The organism is Proteus sp. G2669, from assembly GCF_009915245.1.
Classification (GTDB): Bacteria; Pseudomonadota; Gammaproteobacteria; order Enterobacterales; family Enterobacteriaceae; genus Proteus.
On the sequence record NZ_JAABLX010000050.1, the window covers coordinates 359754 to 377398 of the forward strand.

Here is a 17645-nt window from a genome sequence, read left to right on the forward strand (position 1 = left end):
CACAAATTTTATGAGTAATATGCTATTGTGATCTTTCTCGCTAAGTGATTGATTGATGATAATTCTATTACTGATTATGAGGTAGGATGTCAGGGTAGCAGAAAATCATCTATCATAATAACCGAATAAAACCTAAATATTGCGGTTATTATCTTGTGATAAAAACAAAATTAGGCTTTAGAATATCCATACTAATAGCAAATTTTAATTCATTAAAAATAGATAAACACAATGGCTTATACGGTTGCTCTTACAGGCGGAATAGGTAGTGGTAAAACCACTATTGCTAATGCTTTTGCCTCATTAGGTGTACCTCTTGTTGATGCTGATGTTATTGCTCGATTAGTGGTAGAACCTCATTCCTTTGGGCTAAATGCGCTACATCAACATTTTGGTGACAACATTTTATTGCCTGATGGTTCATTAAACCGAGCTCAGCTACGCCAGATTATTTTTCAAAATGATGAAGAAAAAACTTGGGTCAATAATCTTCTTCACCCTTTGATACAGCAAGAGACTCAAAAACAAATACAACAAATTAAAACCCCTTATTTTATTTGGGTTGTTCCTTTATTAATTGAAAATAAATTAACTCACTTAGCCTCTCGTGTTCTTGTCGTTGATGTCACCCAAGAAGAACAAATAGCAAGAACAATGAAACGGGATGGCGTAAGCCGAGAGCAAGTACTCTATATTTTAAAGGCACAAGCTCAAAGACAAGAACGATTAGCCGCTGCTGATGATATTATTGAAAATCACGATAATAGCCAAAATATAATTGGCAAAGTTAAGCAACTCCATCAGCATTACTTAGAATTAGCTCAACAAGCGTTACAGGACAACAGCCATGAGTGATGACATCACAACTATCATCTTCGAACATCCCTTAAATGAAAAAATGCGTTCATGGCTTAGAATTGAAAACTCATTAATTCAAATTAACAGTTTTCGGACAATTGATTCATTACCCACCGCACTCTCTTTTTTCCGCGCGATATCAGAATTTATTGAAGTGCTTGATCGTGGTGAAATTCGTGCTGAACTACTTAAAGAATTAGAAAAAAGACAAAAAAAATTACAACAATGGCTTTCATTTCCCAATGTTGATAAAGAAATTGTCACTCAAATTATTAATGAACTGGCCGAAAATGCAGCGGTATTAAGTCAAGCTCCGCGAATTGGTCAGCACTTAAAACAAGATAAAGTGATTAGCTTAGTCAAACAGCGTCTAAGCATTCCTGGTGGATGCTGTAACTTTGATGTGCCAGCATTGCATTTGTGGTTAAGTTTACCTCAAACCACCCGTGATGAAAGATTACAAAACTGGATGACAGGTTTGTTACCATTACAAAATGCATTAAATAGCTTACTAACGCTTATTCGACAATCAGATATTTTTAAACCAGCGTTAAGCCATCGTGGTTTTTACCAAGATAGTGCTGAAGAAGGTGAATTGCTACGTCTTAAAATTGCCATTGACCACCAGATCTACCCTCAAGTATCTGGTCATAAAAATCGTTACGCGATCCGCTTCTTACCACTTAATAGTGAAAATGGAACAATACCGCTAGAACTACCCTTTGAGATTGCTTGTTGCTAACATTGTGTTGATTACCATGAACACCTATCGCGCCAATGAAATCTAGGAGAGATGATGAGCGAAGAATTAATTGTGAAATGTCCAACCTGTCAAACAGAAGTTATTTGGAATGAAAGTAGCCCTTATCGTCCTTTTTGTAGTAAACGTTGCCAACTTATTGATTTAGGTGAATGGGCTGACGAATCAAAACGCATTCCAAGTCAAAGCGATATCAATGACAGTGACGACTGGAGTGAAGCGCCACAATCTGAGCCTAAAGATTTTTAATGCTCCGATTAAGAATATAAAAAATAGCCACTCATTGGAGTGGCTATTTTATTTATTACTACATCATTTATATACTTTTATTTTTGTAACAACGCCACAATTGTGCGGTTAGCCGGTGGAAAATCATCAGCATTTAATGATGCGATAGAAGTCCATTTTGAATCTTGCCCTTCTTTACCGTATGGCTCATTATCCCATTGAGTCACTAAGAAAAAAGATAATGTGATGTGCCTATCTGGAAAATCATGCTCTACCGTTTCAAAAAGCGAGCACTGTGTTACATCAATACCAATTTCCTCTTGTAACTCACGCACTAACGCCTGCTCCGGAGTTTCTTTATCTTCTAACTTTCCCCCCGGAAATTCCCAAAATCCCCCCATATGCGATTTTAGAGGGCGTTGGGTGATAAAGACATTATTGTTTTGATCACAAATAATACCCGCAGCAATATGTAGCTTTTTTTTATCCATTATAGGCAACCTATTGAATAGTCCAGTTATTATAACAACTTAACGTTATTATAACGTATATCCAATGGCGCTACTCTGGTTTTCTTTCCCTGATTATATCGATTAATTAACGATAAATAGGCAAGAAACCAAACTGTGCTAATGTTTGGCAAATAATACCTACAGCACCAAAAGCGATAACAGAATAAATTAACCCTTTCCCCCCCCACACTTTAAAACCTGAGTTAGGAAATTTTTCTCGCGCTTTCAATGCCATAACTGCAGGACAAATAATTGCCCAGACACAAGCCGCCGTACCTGCATACGCAATTGCAATTAAGAAACCATTAGGGAAAAGCAAGCAGAGCAATAAAGGTGGTGTGAAACATAAAACACCTGATTTTAAGCGCCCTGTTTTGTTATCTTTAAATTTCAGTGATGCTAAAATATAGTCAAACAAACCAATCGCTACCCCTAAGAATGAACAGAATACGGCACTAATTGAGAACCATAATAAAAAACCTTCAATATATTTACTATTCAAGACGGTATATAACGAATCAATAAAGGCATCTAAGTTACCACCTTTTTGAATAATGGTAATAAATTGTTCACGGGGTAGATTCCCCATAGTACCAATCATCCAAAGTAAATAAATCACTAGCGCTAATACACAACCAATCACACAACTCTTAACAACCTTTCTTTCATTTTCATGATAAAGCTTATAAAGGCTACAAACGTTTCCATGATATCCAAATGAAGTTATCGCATAAGGAATAATGATAAAAATAAATGGATAAAGATATAACTGGCTTTTCCCTTCAAAAGTTGCGCTAAATAATAAGTCGCCACTTGCTTTAAAAAATAAACCAGAAAAAGCGAATACAAATAGAACAATTTTAATAAATAAGAAAATGGAAGTTAAGCGACTCGCACAAGCGCCTCCCCACCATATTGTTGCTCCAAGCACGATAGTGAATACAAAAAATATTGCTTTAAGGTTTAGATTAATGCCATATAATAATGACGCCTCATAAATAATCGAACCCGCTGCAGAAATATAAGCATAAATTAATATATATAATACAAATATTAAAGATGCATTAGCAAGATAACAGGCCCATGTTGGCAATAACTCTTTTGATATATGAAAGTAGTTTGTTCCTGCCCCATATTTTGAAATACATTCCAGAATATAAATCCCTGAGTGAAACATAAAAAAACAAACAATAAACAATATAAAGAGTGAGTTAATAAACCAAGCGCCAGACATTATTGTTGGGAGGCTAAACATTCCCGCACCGATCATGGCGCCACCCAACACAAATCCCCCTACAATAATTGAGGGTTCTTTATTTACCGACTTATTTTCCATTTTTTAGTCCTTACTGAAATAAGGATAGGGCTCTCGCATTGCACGAGAGCCATTATTATTGTGGAGTATTATTTATTTGATAGGTTTTAATCTAGCAGTAAAGTGTCTTAATACAGGTGGTTCATATTCGAACTCAAGACCTTTAAGCGTTTTAAACTTCTCTTTTAAGCCAATAAGCGCATCAGCAATATAATCCATATGGTCGTTAGTATAAACACGACGAGCAATGGTTAAACGCATAAATTCCATATCTGCATGTTTTTGTTCACCTGTTGCAGGATCACGACCCAATAAGAACGAGCCAATTTCAACTGCACGGACACCAGATTCTAAATAAAGAGCATTAATTACCGCTTGAGCAGGGAATTGATCACCAGGGATATGTGGCACTAGTTTTTTACAGTCAACGAAAACAGCATGTCCGCCTGTAGGATATTGAATTGGAATACCCGCTTCACGTAGGCGATCGCCTAAGTATTGTACCTGACCAATACGATAGTGCAGATATTCTTCCTCTGTACCCTCTTTCTAAACCTTGTACCATAGCAGCCATATCACGACCAGCTAAACCACCATAAGTGACAAAACCTTCCATCGGTACACAACGCTGTCTTGCTAATGTAAAGACTTCTTCATTATCACGAATAGAGACTAAACCACCGATATTTAACAATGGATCTTTCTTCGCTGACATGGTTAATGCATCAGCATATTTATACATGTCTAAAATAACTTCTTTAATTGTGGCATTTTTATATTTCGGATCACGCTGTTTAATAAAATACGCATTTTCACAGTAACGAGCTGAATCCATCACAACAAAAATACCGTGTTGTTTGGCAATTTCATAAACTTCTTTTAAATTATCCATTGAAACAGGCTGACCACCAGCACTATTACAGGTCACGGTTGAAACAATGGCAACAACGTTATCAGCACCATGCTTAGCAATATTTTCTTTTAATTTAGCAATATCAAAATTGCCTTTCCAATCATCATAGGTTTCTGAATCAAATGCTTTTTCAGTAACAATATTAATTGCTTTACAGCCATTTAATTCAACGTGTGCTGCTGTTGTGTCAAAATGGAAGTTAGAAATGAAAACAGGATTTTTCGCTTTTCCATCTTTTTGTTTATATTTTAATAATACTGGGAAAAGAATATTTTCAGCACCACGACCTTGGTGAGCAGGAATAATATAATCGTAATTAAATAGTTCTTTGGCTTTATCTTTTAAATCATAATAGTTTCTTGAACCTGCATAAGCCTCATCACCTGTGATCATCGCTGCCCATTGATGATCACTCATTGCGTTAGTACCAGAGTCTGTTAATAAATCTATATAAACGGCATGACTTGGTAATAGGAATGGGTTATAACCAGCTTCTTTTAATGCAGCCTCACGTTCTTCTCTTGAAGGAACACGGATTTTTTCTACCATTTTAATGCGGAATGGTTCTACAATTCTTTTAGCCATGATAATACCTTTAATATATATTAAATTATAAAATTACGAATAAATAAAATAATCTTTCCATTTAAATTAAACGGAAAAAGAGTATTAAATTATTTTGATAGATATAAAAAAGGATTATTTTTCAGGAAAGAAGAAGGCGAGTTCAGAATCAATATTAAACCATTTCTTCAATCTGAAGAAACCTCTTAATATTATCAAGACATTAAATGATGAGAACATACTTTAACCCTTATAGTCAGGAAATAGTACAATTTACATGCTAATTTATATAACAGTTAAACACGATTAGTAATATAACAATAGTATATTTTGGACAGTTATCACACTATTTATGATAAATAATATATTAACGTGATCACTATCACTTACTTCAATTTTTAATAAACTATTTTTTATAGTTTAAATTTTTATTGATATCATTAAGTGGTAATACCTGTATTTATATTACATTTTCATAATATTGAAATAAAACCCCAATAACCTTACTTTTAATCATGACTAATTATTTAACAATGAAAACATGATGTCTTTACTTTTATAAATCCTATTTTATTCATTAAAATGAAATAATAATTCATAAAATCTTTATTTCATAATACAACATTAATAAACTTGCAAATAACAAATGAAAAGGGATTACTTTAAATTTCTTCATTTACTAGAACTTCCTCTCATTATTTACACTCTCTTAATAAAAAACGAAATTTTATTAATTAACACAGAAAAATTGATGTTAACTTAAACAGAGAGAAAAATAACATGATAGATTATAACTATGAAAATCAATGTTATAGATAGCATTCAATTGAATCATTTGTTTAATTAACACTATTATCAATATTAATCATTTTAGTTATGGCGATATTTTATGTTAAAAGAGATAAAAATTTATCTTTATTTCATTGATTTTTAATTTCTTTTCATATTGAGAGTGACTGGTATTTATTATTTTTAAATTAAAGATAATATAAAAACATTAATTATTATCTTACTATATTTAAGCCATATTATTTATATTTGAATTAATACCTTTATATTGAGGTAAAATGAGAAAAAAAGTTATTTTATTAACACTATTAAGTGGATTTTCAACCAGTGGATTAACAGCAAATGACGCCGGTTATTTAGGCTCGATGGGAGAATCGCGGCGCGCATTACAAGATAGCCAACGTGAAATAAATCAACTTATTGAACAAAATCGCTATCAGCAACTTCAAGAAAATGCATTAGAGGTTTCACCTACCCCCACACTTATTACTGAATCAGAACATTGTTTACCTATTAATGGTGTTTATGTTCAAGGAATTACTTTACTTAATGAAAAAGATCTTGATTCATTAACACCAATACCAGAGCAATGTATAAAAAGTGCAGACGTTAACCGATTAGTCAAAGAGTTAACTCAACGCTACCTTCAACATGGTTATATCACAGCCAGGGTCCAATTTTTACGCCCTAATGAAGAACAACAGCTTGGATTATATGTTATTGAAGGCTTTATTGAAAAAATACAGGGTGGTGACCGAGGTGTTAACACAACTTTACTTTTTCCTCATATTGAAGGAAAACCGCTAAAACTGTCAAAGCTTGATCAGGGACTTGATCAAGCTAACCGTTTACAATCCAATAAGGTCAAACTGGATATATTACCGGGTACACAATTAGGTGGCTCCATTATTCAGCTTACCAATCAACGCCAAGCGCCTTGGCACTTGAATATTTCAAGTGATAATTATGGGCAAAAAAACTCAGGACGCTGGTTAGTTCGAACGAATGCAAGCTTAGACAGCCCTTTGGGGCTATCCGATTTTATCAGCTTAAATACTAGCATCACCACAGACAATCCAAATGCACGTTTTAATCGTGCTTATACTCTACTCTATTCTTTACCTTATGGCGCATTAACATTAAGTGCTTTTGGTAGCTATTCAGAGTACGAATTTCATCAAGCATTACAAACACGTACGATACGTTTATCCGGGAATACCACACAAGTAGGTTTAAGGGGAGATTACGCTTTTTATCGTAGTCAAAAACAGATAGATACCTTAAACATGCAGATAACACATAAACGGATACGCAACTATTTCAGCCAAATCCGCTTAGATCTAAGTAGTCCAGCACTCACAACCGTAGAGCTAGGCATCAACCATTTACACATTATTTCCAACGGCGTTGTCAGTGTTAATTTAAGCGCAGAAAAAGCCATTGGTTGGTTTGGTGCAGACGGCTCACCTCATGTTGCTAATGGTGGTGGTAATGACTATCGCTTTACAAAAGTTAAACTTTTTGCCAATTGGCAACATCGCTTTTCATTATCGGATTCTACATTTTTATTCAATAGCGCTTTCATTGGTCAATATAGTCCTGACACCTTACCGGGAGTTGAATGGCTCAGTTTAACCGATAAAAATGCGATCCGCGGTTTTGATCAAAGCACGCTTTCTGGCGATAACGGAGGGTATTTACGTAATACCCTTTCTTATCCTTATCGAAGAAATACCTTTTCAATCACCCCTAGAATTGGCCTAGATGCAGGTCGTGTTCAACAACATGGCAACTATGAAGGATGGCGTAATGGTTATGGACTCAGTTCAGGCTTAAATCTTCAATATCAAAAAGCACAATTTGATATTGAAGTTGCTAAGGGGCATTTGCTTTACAACCAAACGAATTCCAATAAAACCAAAGACCCTACTCAAGTGTTAGTTAGATTTTCATATTTATTTTGATTCACACTCATAGCAATAAACGGAGAAAACTCTATGAACTCAAAAAATTTCAAGCTCTCTCCTTCGGGTAGGCTTGCTGCATCTTTAGCGATTATTTTTGTATCATTAAATGCATATGCTGGCGGTATTGTTCCTGATTCGGGCAATCAAGGACCGAATGTTTCATCAGTCAATGGTGGCACTCAAGTCATTAATATCGTTACACCAAATAGTGAAGGTATTTCTCACAACCAATATCAAGATTTTAATGTAGGCAAACCTGGCGCAGTATTTAACAACGCCTTAGAAGCCGGGCAATCACAACTTGCAGGGCAATTAAATGCCAACAGTAATTTAAATGGGCAAGCCGCGTCTTTAATTTTAAATGAAGTTGTTAGCCGTAACCCATCATTCTTATTAGGTCAACAAGAAGTCTTTGGTATTGCTGCGGAATATGTTCTGTCTAACCCGAATGGCATCACTTGTGATGGCTGTGGTTTTATCAATACAAGCCGGTCTTCTTTAGTCGTGGGTAATCCACTGTTTGAAAACGGTGAGTTAAAAGGATATAGCACACTTAACAACACCAATTTACTTTCTATTGGTAAAAACGGTTTATATGCTCCGGGTCTTTTAGATTTAATAGCGCCGCGTATTGATAGCAAAGGAAAAATAACTGCTGCTGAAATTTCAGCGTTAACAGGACAAAACACCTTCTCTCAACGTTTTGATATTCTTACATCACAAAAACCAACTTCTGCACTAGATAGCTATTTCTTCGGAAGCATGCAATCTGGTCGTATTCGTATTATTAATACCGCAGAAGGAAGTGGTGTTAAGTTAACTGGTAAATTCATTTCTGATAATGAATTAAGTGTAAAAGCAGATAACATTCAAACAGATAGTCAAGTTCGTTACGATAGTTTCGACAAAGATGGCAGTGAAAATTACCAAAATTACCGTGGTGGTATCGCAGTTAATAATAGTGGTTCAAGCCAAACTCTAACAAAAACAGAGTTAAAAGGTAAAAACATCACATTAATTGCTGATAATAAAAACCAAATCAAAGCCTCTGATTTAATGGGTGATGATATTTTATTACAAGGCGCTCATTTAACTGTTGATGGAAAGCAGCTACAACAAAAAGAGACTGATACCGACAATCGCTGGTTCTATTCTTGGCAGTATGATGTCACTAAAGAAAAAGAACTCGTACAACAAGTTGGTAGCCATATTGATGCCAAAAACAATGCCACACTAACAGCAACTCAAGGTGATGTCACTCTTGAAGGTGCAAAAGTTAATGCAGGTAATACTCTGGCAATTAATGCCAATAAAGATATTAATATCAATGGATTAATTGAAAAAGAAAATCGCAGTGAAAATGGCTATAAACGTAACCACACTTCTCGTCTAGAGACAGGTAGTTGGAGCAATAGCCATCAAACAGAAACGTTAAAAGCCAGTGAATTGACTGCAGGTAAAACACTAGGCTTAAATGCTGAAGGCTCAGTAACAGCTCAAGGTACAAAATTACATTCTAATGAGAATGTTGTGGTTAACGCCAAAGAGAATATCAATCTTAATGTTCAAAATACCAACAATGATAAAACCGTGACCGACAATCATGTTGTTTGGGGCGGGATCGGCGGTGGTAATAATAAGAACAATAACAACAAACAAGAAGTCAGCCATTCAACACAATTAACGGCAGATGGACAACTGTTACTTGCGGCAGATAACAGTGTCAAAATCACTGGGAGCCAAGTCAAAGGCAATCAAGGTGCTTTTGTTAAGACAATCCAAGGTGATATCGTAATTGATAATGCAATTAGCGAAACCATCACTAAAACGGATGAACGCACAGGTACAGCTTTTAATATTACTAAAAACTCCCACAAAAATGAAACTAATCAACAACTTTCAACTGGTAGTGAATTAGTTTCTGATGCGCAATTAACTGTTGTCAGTGGGAAAGATGTCAATGTCATCGGTAGCCTAATTAAAAGTGCTGATGAGTTAGGTATTGAATCTTTAGGTGATATCAACGTTAAATCGGCACAACAAACTACAAAAATCAATGATGAAAAAACATCATTAGAAATCACTGGCCACGCTAAAGAAGTTGAAGACAAACAATATAGCGCTGGTTTTCATATCACTCATACATCCAATAAAAACAATAGCACAGAGGCAGAACAAGTCGGCTCTACTCTCAGTGGTGGCAGTGTTAAAGTTCAAGCGGATAAAGATGTCACTTTTGCTGGTTCTGACCTAAAAACAACAGCAGGTAATGCCACCGTTTCTGGTGACAATGTTGCCTTTGTTTCAACAGAAAACAAAAAAGAGACTGACAGTACAGATAGAACCATTTCAGGTGGCTTTAGCTATACTGGTGGCGTTGATAAAATCGGTAACAAAGCTGATTTCCAATATGACAAACAACATACAACAACCGAAATCACCAAAAATAAAGGTAGCGAAACTCAAGTTGCGGGTGATTTAACTATCACTGCAAACAATGATGTAACCCACCAAGGTGCATCACACAAAGTTGATGGCGCTTATAAAGAATCAGGTGAAAATATTAATCACCTTGCCGCCAATGATAGTGCAACATCTAAAACAGATACTTTAAATGTAGGTGTCGATGTGGGTGTTAATCTTGATTATAGTGGCGTCACTAAACCAATTAAGAAAGCCGTTGAAGATGGTGTTGATGCTACTAATCCAGACAGCAACAAAGGTATTGATAAAAAAGTTACCTTTAGAGATGCCATTAGCAATCTTGCTAACTTAAGTAGCTTAGAAGCACCTAATGTGGGCGTTGAAGTTGGAGTGAAAGGTGGCGGAAGTCAGAAATCACAAAACGATACCCAAGCGGTTTCAACATCGATTACTGCTGGTAAAATTAATACTGACAGCAATAACACCTTACATGATCAAGGAACTCATTATCAATCAACCCAAGGTGATGTTGCACTAACTGCTAACACTCATACTAGTGAAGCAGCACAAAATAAACACCAAGGCTCCTTCCATGAAACAACAGGTGGTGGTCAAGTAGGTGTCAGCACCAAAACTGGCTCTGACATTACCGTAGCAATTAAAGGTGAAGGTAAAACCACTGACACTAGTTTAACGACAATAAAAGCTGAAGGTAGCCAATTTAACTCAGCAGGCAATATCAATATTAATGTACGCGAAGATGCACATTATGAAGGCGCTAAGTTTGATGCTCAAGAGGGTAAAACTGTCATTAATGCTGGCGGTGATTTAACGCTTGCACAAGCAACAGATACCCACACTGAAAGTCAACATAACGTAAATGGCAGTGCAAACCTGAAAGTAGGTACAACACCAGACAATAAAGATTATGGTGGCGGCTTTAACGCAGGTGGTGCAAATCATCAAAAAGATCAGACAACAGCAAAAGCGGGTTCAGTAAATGGTTCTCAAGGTATTGAGCTAAATTCAGGCCACAATCTGACATTACAAGGTACACATGTTACCAGTGAAAACGATGTCGCTTTAACGGCAGCTAATAAGGTTGATTTCCAAGCAACTGAATCTCAACGTACTGAAACAGGTAAAAACTTATCAGGTGGATTACAAGCAGGATTTGGCCAAAAAACGGGAGAGAAATCCTCTTCTGTCAATGGGTTAGGTGGCGCTGAATTTGCTATTGGTAAGCAAGATGAAAAAACAGTCTCGCGTGAAGGTGGCACAATCGCTAACCAAGGTAATTTAACCGTTAATGGTAGTTCAGTTAACCTTCAAGGTACTAAAGTTAATAGCAAAGATACGCAATTAACGTCTCAATCTGGAGATACTACACTCACATCAGCACAATCAACTGATTACAAAAACAATTGGGGTACTGATATTTCTTTAAATGGCAAACAAACCAATACTACGCCAAAAGAAGTGACTGAAGAAAATCCAGCAACCTCTATCCATAATATTGGTGGCAAAGTTTTAGTAAACGTTGAAGATCAGCAAAAATCTACTCACCAAAATGCCTCTGTAGAAACAGGCACATTAACTGTAAATAGCGATAAAAACCTCGCTCTTTCTGGTGCAAATGTTTCTGCGGATAATGTAACGGGTAATGTGGGTGGTGACTTTACAGTAACTAGCCAGAAAGACAGTGATCGTCATGTTAATGTTGATGTAAATGTCGGTTACAACCACAACAATAATCCTAAATCTAGCCAAGTTGATAAAACAGCCAAAGCAGGCGGATCATTGTTAGAAAATACGATCAAAGAGACTATTGATTCAGGAATTAAATCTGCAACAGATGTTATTTCTGATAAATACAATTCTCTTTCTTCCACTATTGCAGATAAAACCGGTATCAGTGGTGAGACAAAAGCAAAAATTGATAAAGGTGTTGGTACAATAGGTAACGGTATCAAAAATATCGTTACTGGAGCGGAAGGTCATACCGCCAATGCCGATATCAATGTCTCTCATATTGATAATGATGCTGTAGCCCAAACCTCGACCTTAACCAGCAAAAATGACATTTCATTAAATGTAAGTGGCACAACTAAACTTACAGGTGCAGAAGTGAAAAGTGAGCAAGGACAGGTTGATTTAGGTGGTAGCAACGTTCAATTAAATAATATTGAAGGCCATCATTATGAAGCGGGAGCAGATCTTGATCTGAAATCATCAGCCGTTGATTTAGTGAAACAACTGGCAGGTGGTGATTTATCATTAAAATCACCAGTTAAAGTCAATGAGACTGTAAACACAAAATCATCTATTTCTGAAAAGTAATAGATACCTGATAAAAGAGTAATGCCTATTCTTTTATAAGCCAACCCCGCTTGTTATTACAGTAAGCGGGGTTTTTATCTTTTTGTATTTTAGCCTTTTCTTCTCCCATAAATTTACATTTTCTAATATTCCAAATAGCCTTATAAAAACATAATCATTTGAATTAAAGTAAAAAATTACTCAACACTGTAAAAGATAAATAACACACAACCCTTGACCTTCCCCTAATGGTAAAGCCTAAGCTTTATTTCATACCATATTTAGAAGGGGAATTTTAATGAATGCGAAGACAGCATTATCTCTGCCAGCCGGCTGAGCTTACCAGTGGAAGGCATGACATGTGCTTCATGTATTGGTCGTGTTGAACGAGCATTAAAAGCGCCCTATCATTGCCGTTACTGCCATTGAGCATTCTGGTTATAAAATAGATAGATCACCTCTATGACCAGACTCAATACTATAAAGCGACTATCCTATACTTATAAAAGCACGCTTCATTATTCTAATAAGGAAAATATGATGAATATTGGTCAAGCAGCAAAAAAGTCCGGTATTTCCAGCAAAATGATCCGTTATTATGAGCAGATTGGCTTAATTCCAAAGGCTATTCGTACTGGTTCAGGCTATCGAGATTACACAGATGCAGATGTGGCTTGCTTTCGTTTTATTCGTCATTCTCGGGCACTTGGCTTTTCAATCGAGCAAATATCAACGTTATTAGTTTTATGGAACAACAGAGAGCGAGCTAGCGCAGATGTGAAATCCATAGCCATTTCTCATATTGAAGAGCTTAACCGCAAAATAGCTGAACTTCAGCAGATGACACAAACACTAGAACATTTAGCAAAAGATTGCCAAGGTGACAATAATCCAAATTGTCCGATTATTGCAGGATTAGCGGCGACTGAAGAGACTTCTGAAAAGAGAATAACCAAAAGCCATCTCTCTCGCCTTCGCTCTTCAATCTAATTTATTTGTGATAAAAAAATCCCGCTTATTACTCAGCGGGATTTTCTTATTAAAAGCTCGATTAAATAGCTATTATCATCAGTTCGTCAATTAACCTAATTGTCCATGACAATGTTTAAATTTCTTACCTGATCCACAAGGGCATGGTTCATTACGACCCACTTTTTTACCCGCAGCCACTTGACCATCAACCGCTGACATTTGAGATTCTTTTGTCACTTCATGGCTTAACTGCTGTTGTTTAGCTAAACGTTCTGCTTCTTCACGACGGCGACGTTCTAACTCTTCAACTTCTTCCGGTAAACGAACTTGGACTTTGCTTAGTGTGCTGATCACTTCGTATTTCAGTGATTCCAACATATTAGCAAACATCGCGAACGATTCACGTTTGTACTCTTGTTTTGGATCTTTTTGTGCATAACCACGTAAGTGAATACCTTGACGCAAGTAATCCATTGCGGCCAAGTGTTCTTTCCACAATGAATCTAGCGTTTGTAACATCACGCCTTTTTCAAAGTTACGCATCATTTCAGCACTAACAATTTCTTCTTTCGCTTTATAGACTTCAATAGATTTTTCTAAAATACGTTCACGTAATGTTTCTTCGTGTAACTCAGGCTCTTTATCTAACCATTCTTTGATTGGTAAATTTAAATCAAAGTCTTTTTGTAGACATGCCGTTAAACCTTCGATATCCCACATTTCTTCCAGTGATTGAGGCGGAATGTAGTTATCGATCATTGTAGTGAAGACATCTTGACGAATACTGTCGATAGTTTCGCTTACATCTGCCACATCCAGTAATTCGTTACGTTGAGTGTAGATTGCACGACGTTGGTCATTAGCTACGTCATCATATTCAAGCAGTTGCTTACGAATATCAAAGTTACGGTTTTCTACTTTACGTTGCGCATTTGCAATTGCTTTAGTTACCCAAGGGTGCTCAATCGCTTCGGTTTCATTCATACCTAATTTACGCATCATGCCAGATACTTTATCTGAAGCAAAAATACGCATTAAGGAGTCTTCCATAGATAAATAGAAACGAGAAGAACCTTCATCACCTTGACGCCCCGCACGACCACGTAACTGGTTATCAATACGACGAGATTCGTGACGTTCAGTACCAATGATATGTAAACCACCTGAAGCTAATACTGCGTCATGGCGCTCTTTCCATTTAGCTTTGATTTCTTCAATTTGCTCTTCAGTTGGCTCTTCAAGTTTAGCCACTTCAGTTTGCCAGCTACCCCCTAACACGATATCAGTACCACGACCCGCCATGTTAGTTGCAATAGTTACCGCTGAAGGTAAACCTGCGTTAGCAATAATATCAGCTTCCATTGCGTGGAATTTCGCATTCAGCACGTTATGGTGAACATTCGCCTTCGTTAACGCATTAGAGATTTCTTCTGACTTTTCAATTGAGATAGTACCAACAAGTACAGGTTGGCCATTTTTGGTACGCTCACGAATATCTTCGATAATGGCAGCAAATTTACCTTGTTCATTCATATAAACTAAATCAGGCAGATCTTTACGCACCATTGGGCGGTTCGTTGGGATAACAATCGTTTCTAAACGATAGATAGAGTTAAATTCAAACGCTTCAGTATCCGCAGTACCCGTCATCCCTGCTAATTTTTCGTATAAACGGAAATAGTTCTGGAATGTGATTGACGCTAATGTTTGGTTCTCATTTTGGATCTTCACACCTTCTTTTGCTTCAACTGCTTGGTGTAGACCATCTGACCAACGACGACCTTGCATTGTACGACCAGTATGTTCGTCAACAATGATAACTTCGCCATCTTTAACAATGTAGTCAACATCTTTAGTAAATAGAGCGTGAGCACGCAATGCCGCTGTCACATGGTGCATTAACATAATATTAGCTGGTGAGTATAAAGACTCGCCTTCTTTCATCATGCCCGCATCTGCTAATAATTCTTCAATCTTAACCAGACCACGTTCTGTGATATTTACTTGACGTGTTTTTTCATCAACAGAGTAATCACCTTCGCCTTGGAAAGTATCTGAATCTTCTTTTTCTTGAGAAACCAAATGAGGGATCACTTTGTTCATTTGGATATAAAGCTCAGAGCTATCTTCTGCTGGGCCTGAAATAATCAGAGGTGTACGCGCTTCATCGATTAAGATTGAGTCAACCTCATCCACTAATGCATAGTGTAATTTACGTTGAACACGCTCTTGTGGGCTAAATGCCATATTATCGCGCAGATAATCGAAACCGAATTCGTTGTTAGTACCATAGGTGATATCAGCGTTATAGGCTTCACGTTTTACTGGTGGTGCCATATTCGGTAGGTTGATACCAACGCTTAATCCTAAAAACTCAAATAAAGGACGGTTATTTTCGGCGTCACGTTGTGCCAAGTAGTCATTGACGGTAACAACGTGAACCCCTTTACCTGATAACGCATTTAAATATGCCGGTAATGTTGCAGTTAATGTTTTACCTTCACCTGTACGCATCTCAGCAATACAACGTTCATTTAGCACCATACCACCGATTAGCTGCACATCGAAATGACGCATACCAAAGACACGTTTACTTGCTTCACGAACAGTTGCAAACGCTTCTGGTAAAATATCTTCTTCTTTTTCACCCTTTTTTAAGCGCTCACGAAACTCATCTGTTTTTGCTTTTAATTCATCATCAGTCAGTTTTTCAAATTCTGGCTCTAGTTTATTAATTTCAACAACTACTTTACGCATACGGCGGATAGAACGATCATTACGGCTACCAAAAATCTTGGTTACAATTTTACCTAACATAAATCTTTATTCTCATTTATGGCGTGAAAACGCTGAAAAAAGCCTCTGTTTTATGTATTAACAGAGATAATCATAATCTTATTAGATTAAGTGACTCAATTAAGCAGTTAGGTAAGGCCCAGCGCGGATCCCACGGATTTGTGCAAGCCACAATCCGGTATGATAAGAAGTGGTGTTCTGTACTAAAGCATAGCCAGAAAGCGGTAAATGAGTTAATGCGGTTGATGATGTGTTTGTTAGTAACGCATACAGAGTATCAAGCATGACCTCTGCAACATTAGAAACAGGAGACGGCTCATCTTTGGCTTTAACCATCAATTCAGGAGAATTAATGGTGAACGCAAAAGAAAGCTGTTTAATAACATTTTTTACTGCATGCTGTTGCCAGTAATTAAAGGTGAAGGATGAGGCAGGATTCTGTACACTTTGACGTAAGAATAAGTTATCAAATGCAATGAGTGCCTGACTTTGACGATTCTGTGAAGAAGGTGTATCTGTTTGCTGTGGATTTTCGGCATGAGCAGACAACAGCGAAGGTATTCCAATACCTGCTGCTACCATCCCTAAAAGCAGATGCGACCAAAAATATCGCCTGCCAAACTGTCGCCAAAAACTTATAATGCTCATTAATCTTTGTTGCTCATTAATTTTTATTTTGTGGAGTCAAAATCTATGCGGGATAGTTACCCACAATCATTGGAAAAAATCTTCATAGAACTTGAAGGTTCCAATAAGAATACATTACAACTCATACAACAGCGTGCAACGATTTTACTAAAATTAAATCGCGCCGTCATGGCTCTTTTACCTGTTCCTTTACGAGATAAATGCCGTGTCGCAAATTATCGCAATGCTATTTTAATTATTGAAGTAGCAAACGCAAGTTGGTTAACGCGATTACGCTATGAAACTCCATCATTACTTTCTGCATTAAGACAAGAAATTTTACCATCCTTATCCTCAATAGACATCAAAATTAATCCGACTTTAGGAATAAAACCGGAAAAAAGATCTTTAATATCATCATTAAAAGAACAAGAGCCTACAAAGAGACGTCACTTGAGTTTAGAAAGTGCTCAATCATTAAGGTATTTGGCGCAGAAAAGTCCGAAGAAGTTAAGAGAGAAATTAGAACGGTTGGCTGCACTTGCCGGAGAGAGTACAAGTGCAACCAAAGATGAACGTTAATTAGAGATAATTAACGTGC

General features: G+C 36.7%; 12 protein-coding genes and 1 pseudogene. 8 read left to right on the forward strand and 5 right to left on the reverse strand.

What is annotated here, in order from left to right:
- Positions 1-231 precede the first annotated feature (231 nt).
- Genes coaE through yacG form a run of 3 tightly spaced genes read left to right on the forward strand, consistent with a single transcriptional unit; the run spans position 232 to position 1867 of the window.
- Entirely contained in the window at positions 232-855 is a 624-nt protein-coding gene (gene coaE / locus GWI68_RS15625; RefSeq protein ID WP_166540874.1) for a dephospho-CoA kinase, read from the forward strand.
- Positions 848-1600 carry a cell division protein ZapD gene (gene zapD, locus GWI68_RS15630; protein ID WP_166540875.1) on the forward strand — a complete coding sequence of 251 codons (753 nt, stop codon included), beginning with the start codon at positions 848-850 and terminating at the stop codon, positions 1598-1600. The genes coaE and zapD overlap by 8 nt, the downstream gene beginning before the upstream one ends.
- A gap of 54 nt (positions 1601-1654) precedes the next feature.
- Positions 1655-1867 (forward strand): DNA gyrase inhibitor YacG, encoded by a 213-nt coding sequence (gene yacG, locus GWI68_RS15635; protein WP_166540876.1) that lies wholly within the window; start codon positions 1655-1657, stop codon positions 1865-1867.
- Positions 1868-1944: 77 nt separating this feature from the next.
- On the opposite strand, the gene mutT is transcribed toward yacG, so the two are convergent.
- The 3 genes and pseudogenes from mutT to GWI68_RS15650 all read right to left on the reverse strand — a co-directional run bounded on the left by mutT (position 1945) and on the right by GWI68_RS15650 (position 5171).
- A complete protein-coding gene (gene mutT / locus GWI68_RS15640) occupies positions 1945-2337 on the reverse strand; it encodes an 8-oxo-dGTP diphosphatase MutT (protein ID WP_166540877.1) in 393 nt (130 codons plus the stop codon).
- Positions 2338-2443: 106 nt separating this feature from the next.
- Positions 2444-3694, reverse strand: a complete 1251-nt coding sequence (locus GWI68_RS15645) for an aromatic amino acid transporter (protein WP_166540878.1) — start codon at positions 3692-3694, stop codon at positions 2444-2446.
- Positions 3695-3766: 72 nt separating this feature from the next.
- Positions 3767-5171, reverse strand: a pseudogene (locus tag GWI68_RS15650) (tryptophanase).
- Positions 5172-6217: 1046 nt separating this feature from the next.
- On the opposite strand from GWI68_RS15650, the gene GWI68_RS15660 reads away from it, so the two are divergent.
- From GWI68_RS15660 to cueR, 4 genes are all read left to right on the forward strand, one after another.
- Complete coding sequence (locus GWI68_RS15660; RefSeq protein ID WP_166540879.1) at positions 6218-7903, forward strand: ShlB/FhaC/HecB family hemolysin secretion/activation protein; 1686 nt, start codon at positions 6218-6220, stop codon at positions 7901-7903.
- A gap of 33 nt (positions 7904-7936) precedes the next feature.
- On the forward strand, positions 7937-12670 hold the full coding sequence (gene hpmA / locus GWI68_RS15665; protein ID WP_166540880.1) for a calcium-independent hemolysin HpmA: 4734 nt from the start codon (positions 7937-7939) through the stop codon (positions 12668-12670).
- Between the two features lie 333 nt (positions 12671-13003).
- The gene (locus GWI68_RS15670) at positions 13004-13078 is read left to right on the forward strand and encodes a hypothetical protein (protein WP_243733434.1); all 75 of its coding nucleotides are present in this window, start codon (positions 13004-13006) and stop codon (positions 13076-13078) included.
- 111 nt (positions 13079-13189) lie between these two features.
- A complete protein-coding gene (gene cueR, locus GWI68_RS15675) occupies positions 13190-13639 on the forward strand; it encodes a Cu(I)-responsive transcriptional regulator (RefSeq protein ID WP_166540881.1) in 450 nt (149 codons plus the stop codon).
- Between the two features lie 90 nt (positions 13640-13729).
- Here cueR and secA read toward each other — a convergent pair whose 3' ends face one another.
- Positions 13730-16438 carry a preprotein translocase subunit SecA gene (gene secA, locus GWI68_RS15680; RefSeq protein ID WP_166540882.1) on the reverse strand — a complete coding sequence of 903 codons (2709 nt, stop codon included), beginning with the start codon at positions 16436-16438 and terminating at the stop codon, positions 13730-13732.
- 99 nt (positions 16439-16537) lie between these two features.
- Entirely contained in the window at positions 16538-17065 is a 528-nt protein-coding gene (gene secM / locus GWI68_RS15685) for a secA translation cis-regulator SecM (RefSeq protein WP_166540883.1), read from the reverse strand.
- Positions 17066-17110: 45 nt separating this feature from the next.
- Between secM and GWI68_RS15690 the strand changes: the two genes are divergently transcribed.
- A complete protein-coding gene (locus GWI68_RS15690) occupies positions 17111-17626 on the forward strand; it encodes a DciA family protein (RefSeq protein ID WP_166540884.1) in 516 nt (171 codons plus the stop codon).
- The last annotated feature ends 19 nt before the right edge of the window (positions 17627-17645 follow it).

Bases quoted from the DNA above. Each gene is read 5' to 3' on its own strand.
- zapD (WP_166540875.1), top strand. From the start codon at position 848: ATGAGTGATGACATCACAACTATCATCTTCGAACATCCCTTAAATGAA.
- cueR (WP_166540881.1), top strand. From the start codon at position 13,190: ATGAATATTGGTCAAGCAGCAAAAAAGTCCGGTATTTCCAGCAAAATG.
- hpmA (WP_166540880.1), top strand. From the start codon at position 7,937: ATGAACTCAAAAAATTTCAAGCTCTCTCCTTCGGGTAGGCTTGCTGCA.
- secA (WP_166540882.1), bottom strand. From the start codon at position 16,438: ATGTTAGGTAAAATTGTAACCAAGATTTTTGGTAGCCGTAATGATCGT.
- GWI68_RS15645 (WP_166540878.1), bottom strand. From the start codon at position 3,694: ATGGAAAATAAGTCGGTAAATAAAGAACCCTCAATTATTGTAGGGGGA.
- coaE (WP_166540874.1), top strand. From the start codon at position 232: ATGGCTTATACGGTTGCTCTTACAGGCGGAATAGGTAGTGGTAAAACC.
- GWI68_RS15660 (WP_166540879.1), top strand. From the start codon at position 6,218: ATGAGAAAAAAAGTTATTTTATTAACACTATTAAGTGGATTTTCAACC.
- mutT (WP_166540877.1), bottom strand. From the start codon at position 2,337: ATGGATAAAAAAAAGCTACATATTGCTGCGGGTATTATTTGTGATCAA.
- GWI68_RS15690 (WP_166540884.1), top strand. From the start codon at position 17,111: ATGCGGGATAGTTACCCACAATCATTGGAAAAAATCTTCATAGAACTT.
- yacG (WP_166540876.1), top strand. From the start codon at position 1,655: ATGAGCGAAGAATTAATTGTGAAATGTCCAACCTGTCAAACAGAAGTT.
- secM (WP_166540883.1), bottom strand. From the start codon at position 17,065: ATGAGCATTATAAGTTTTTGGCGACAGTTTGGCAGGCGATATTTTTGG.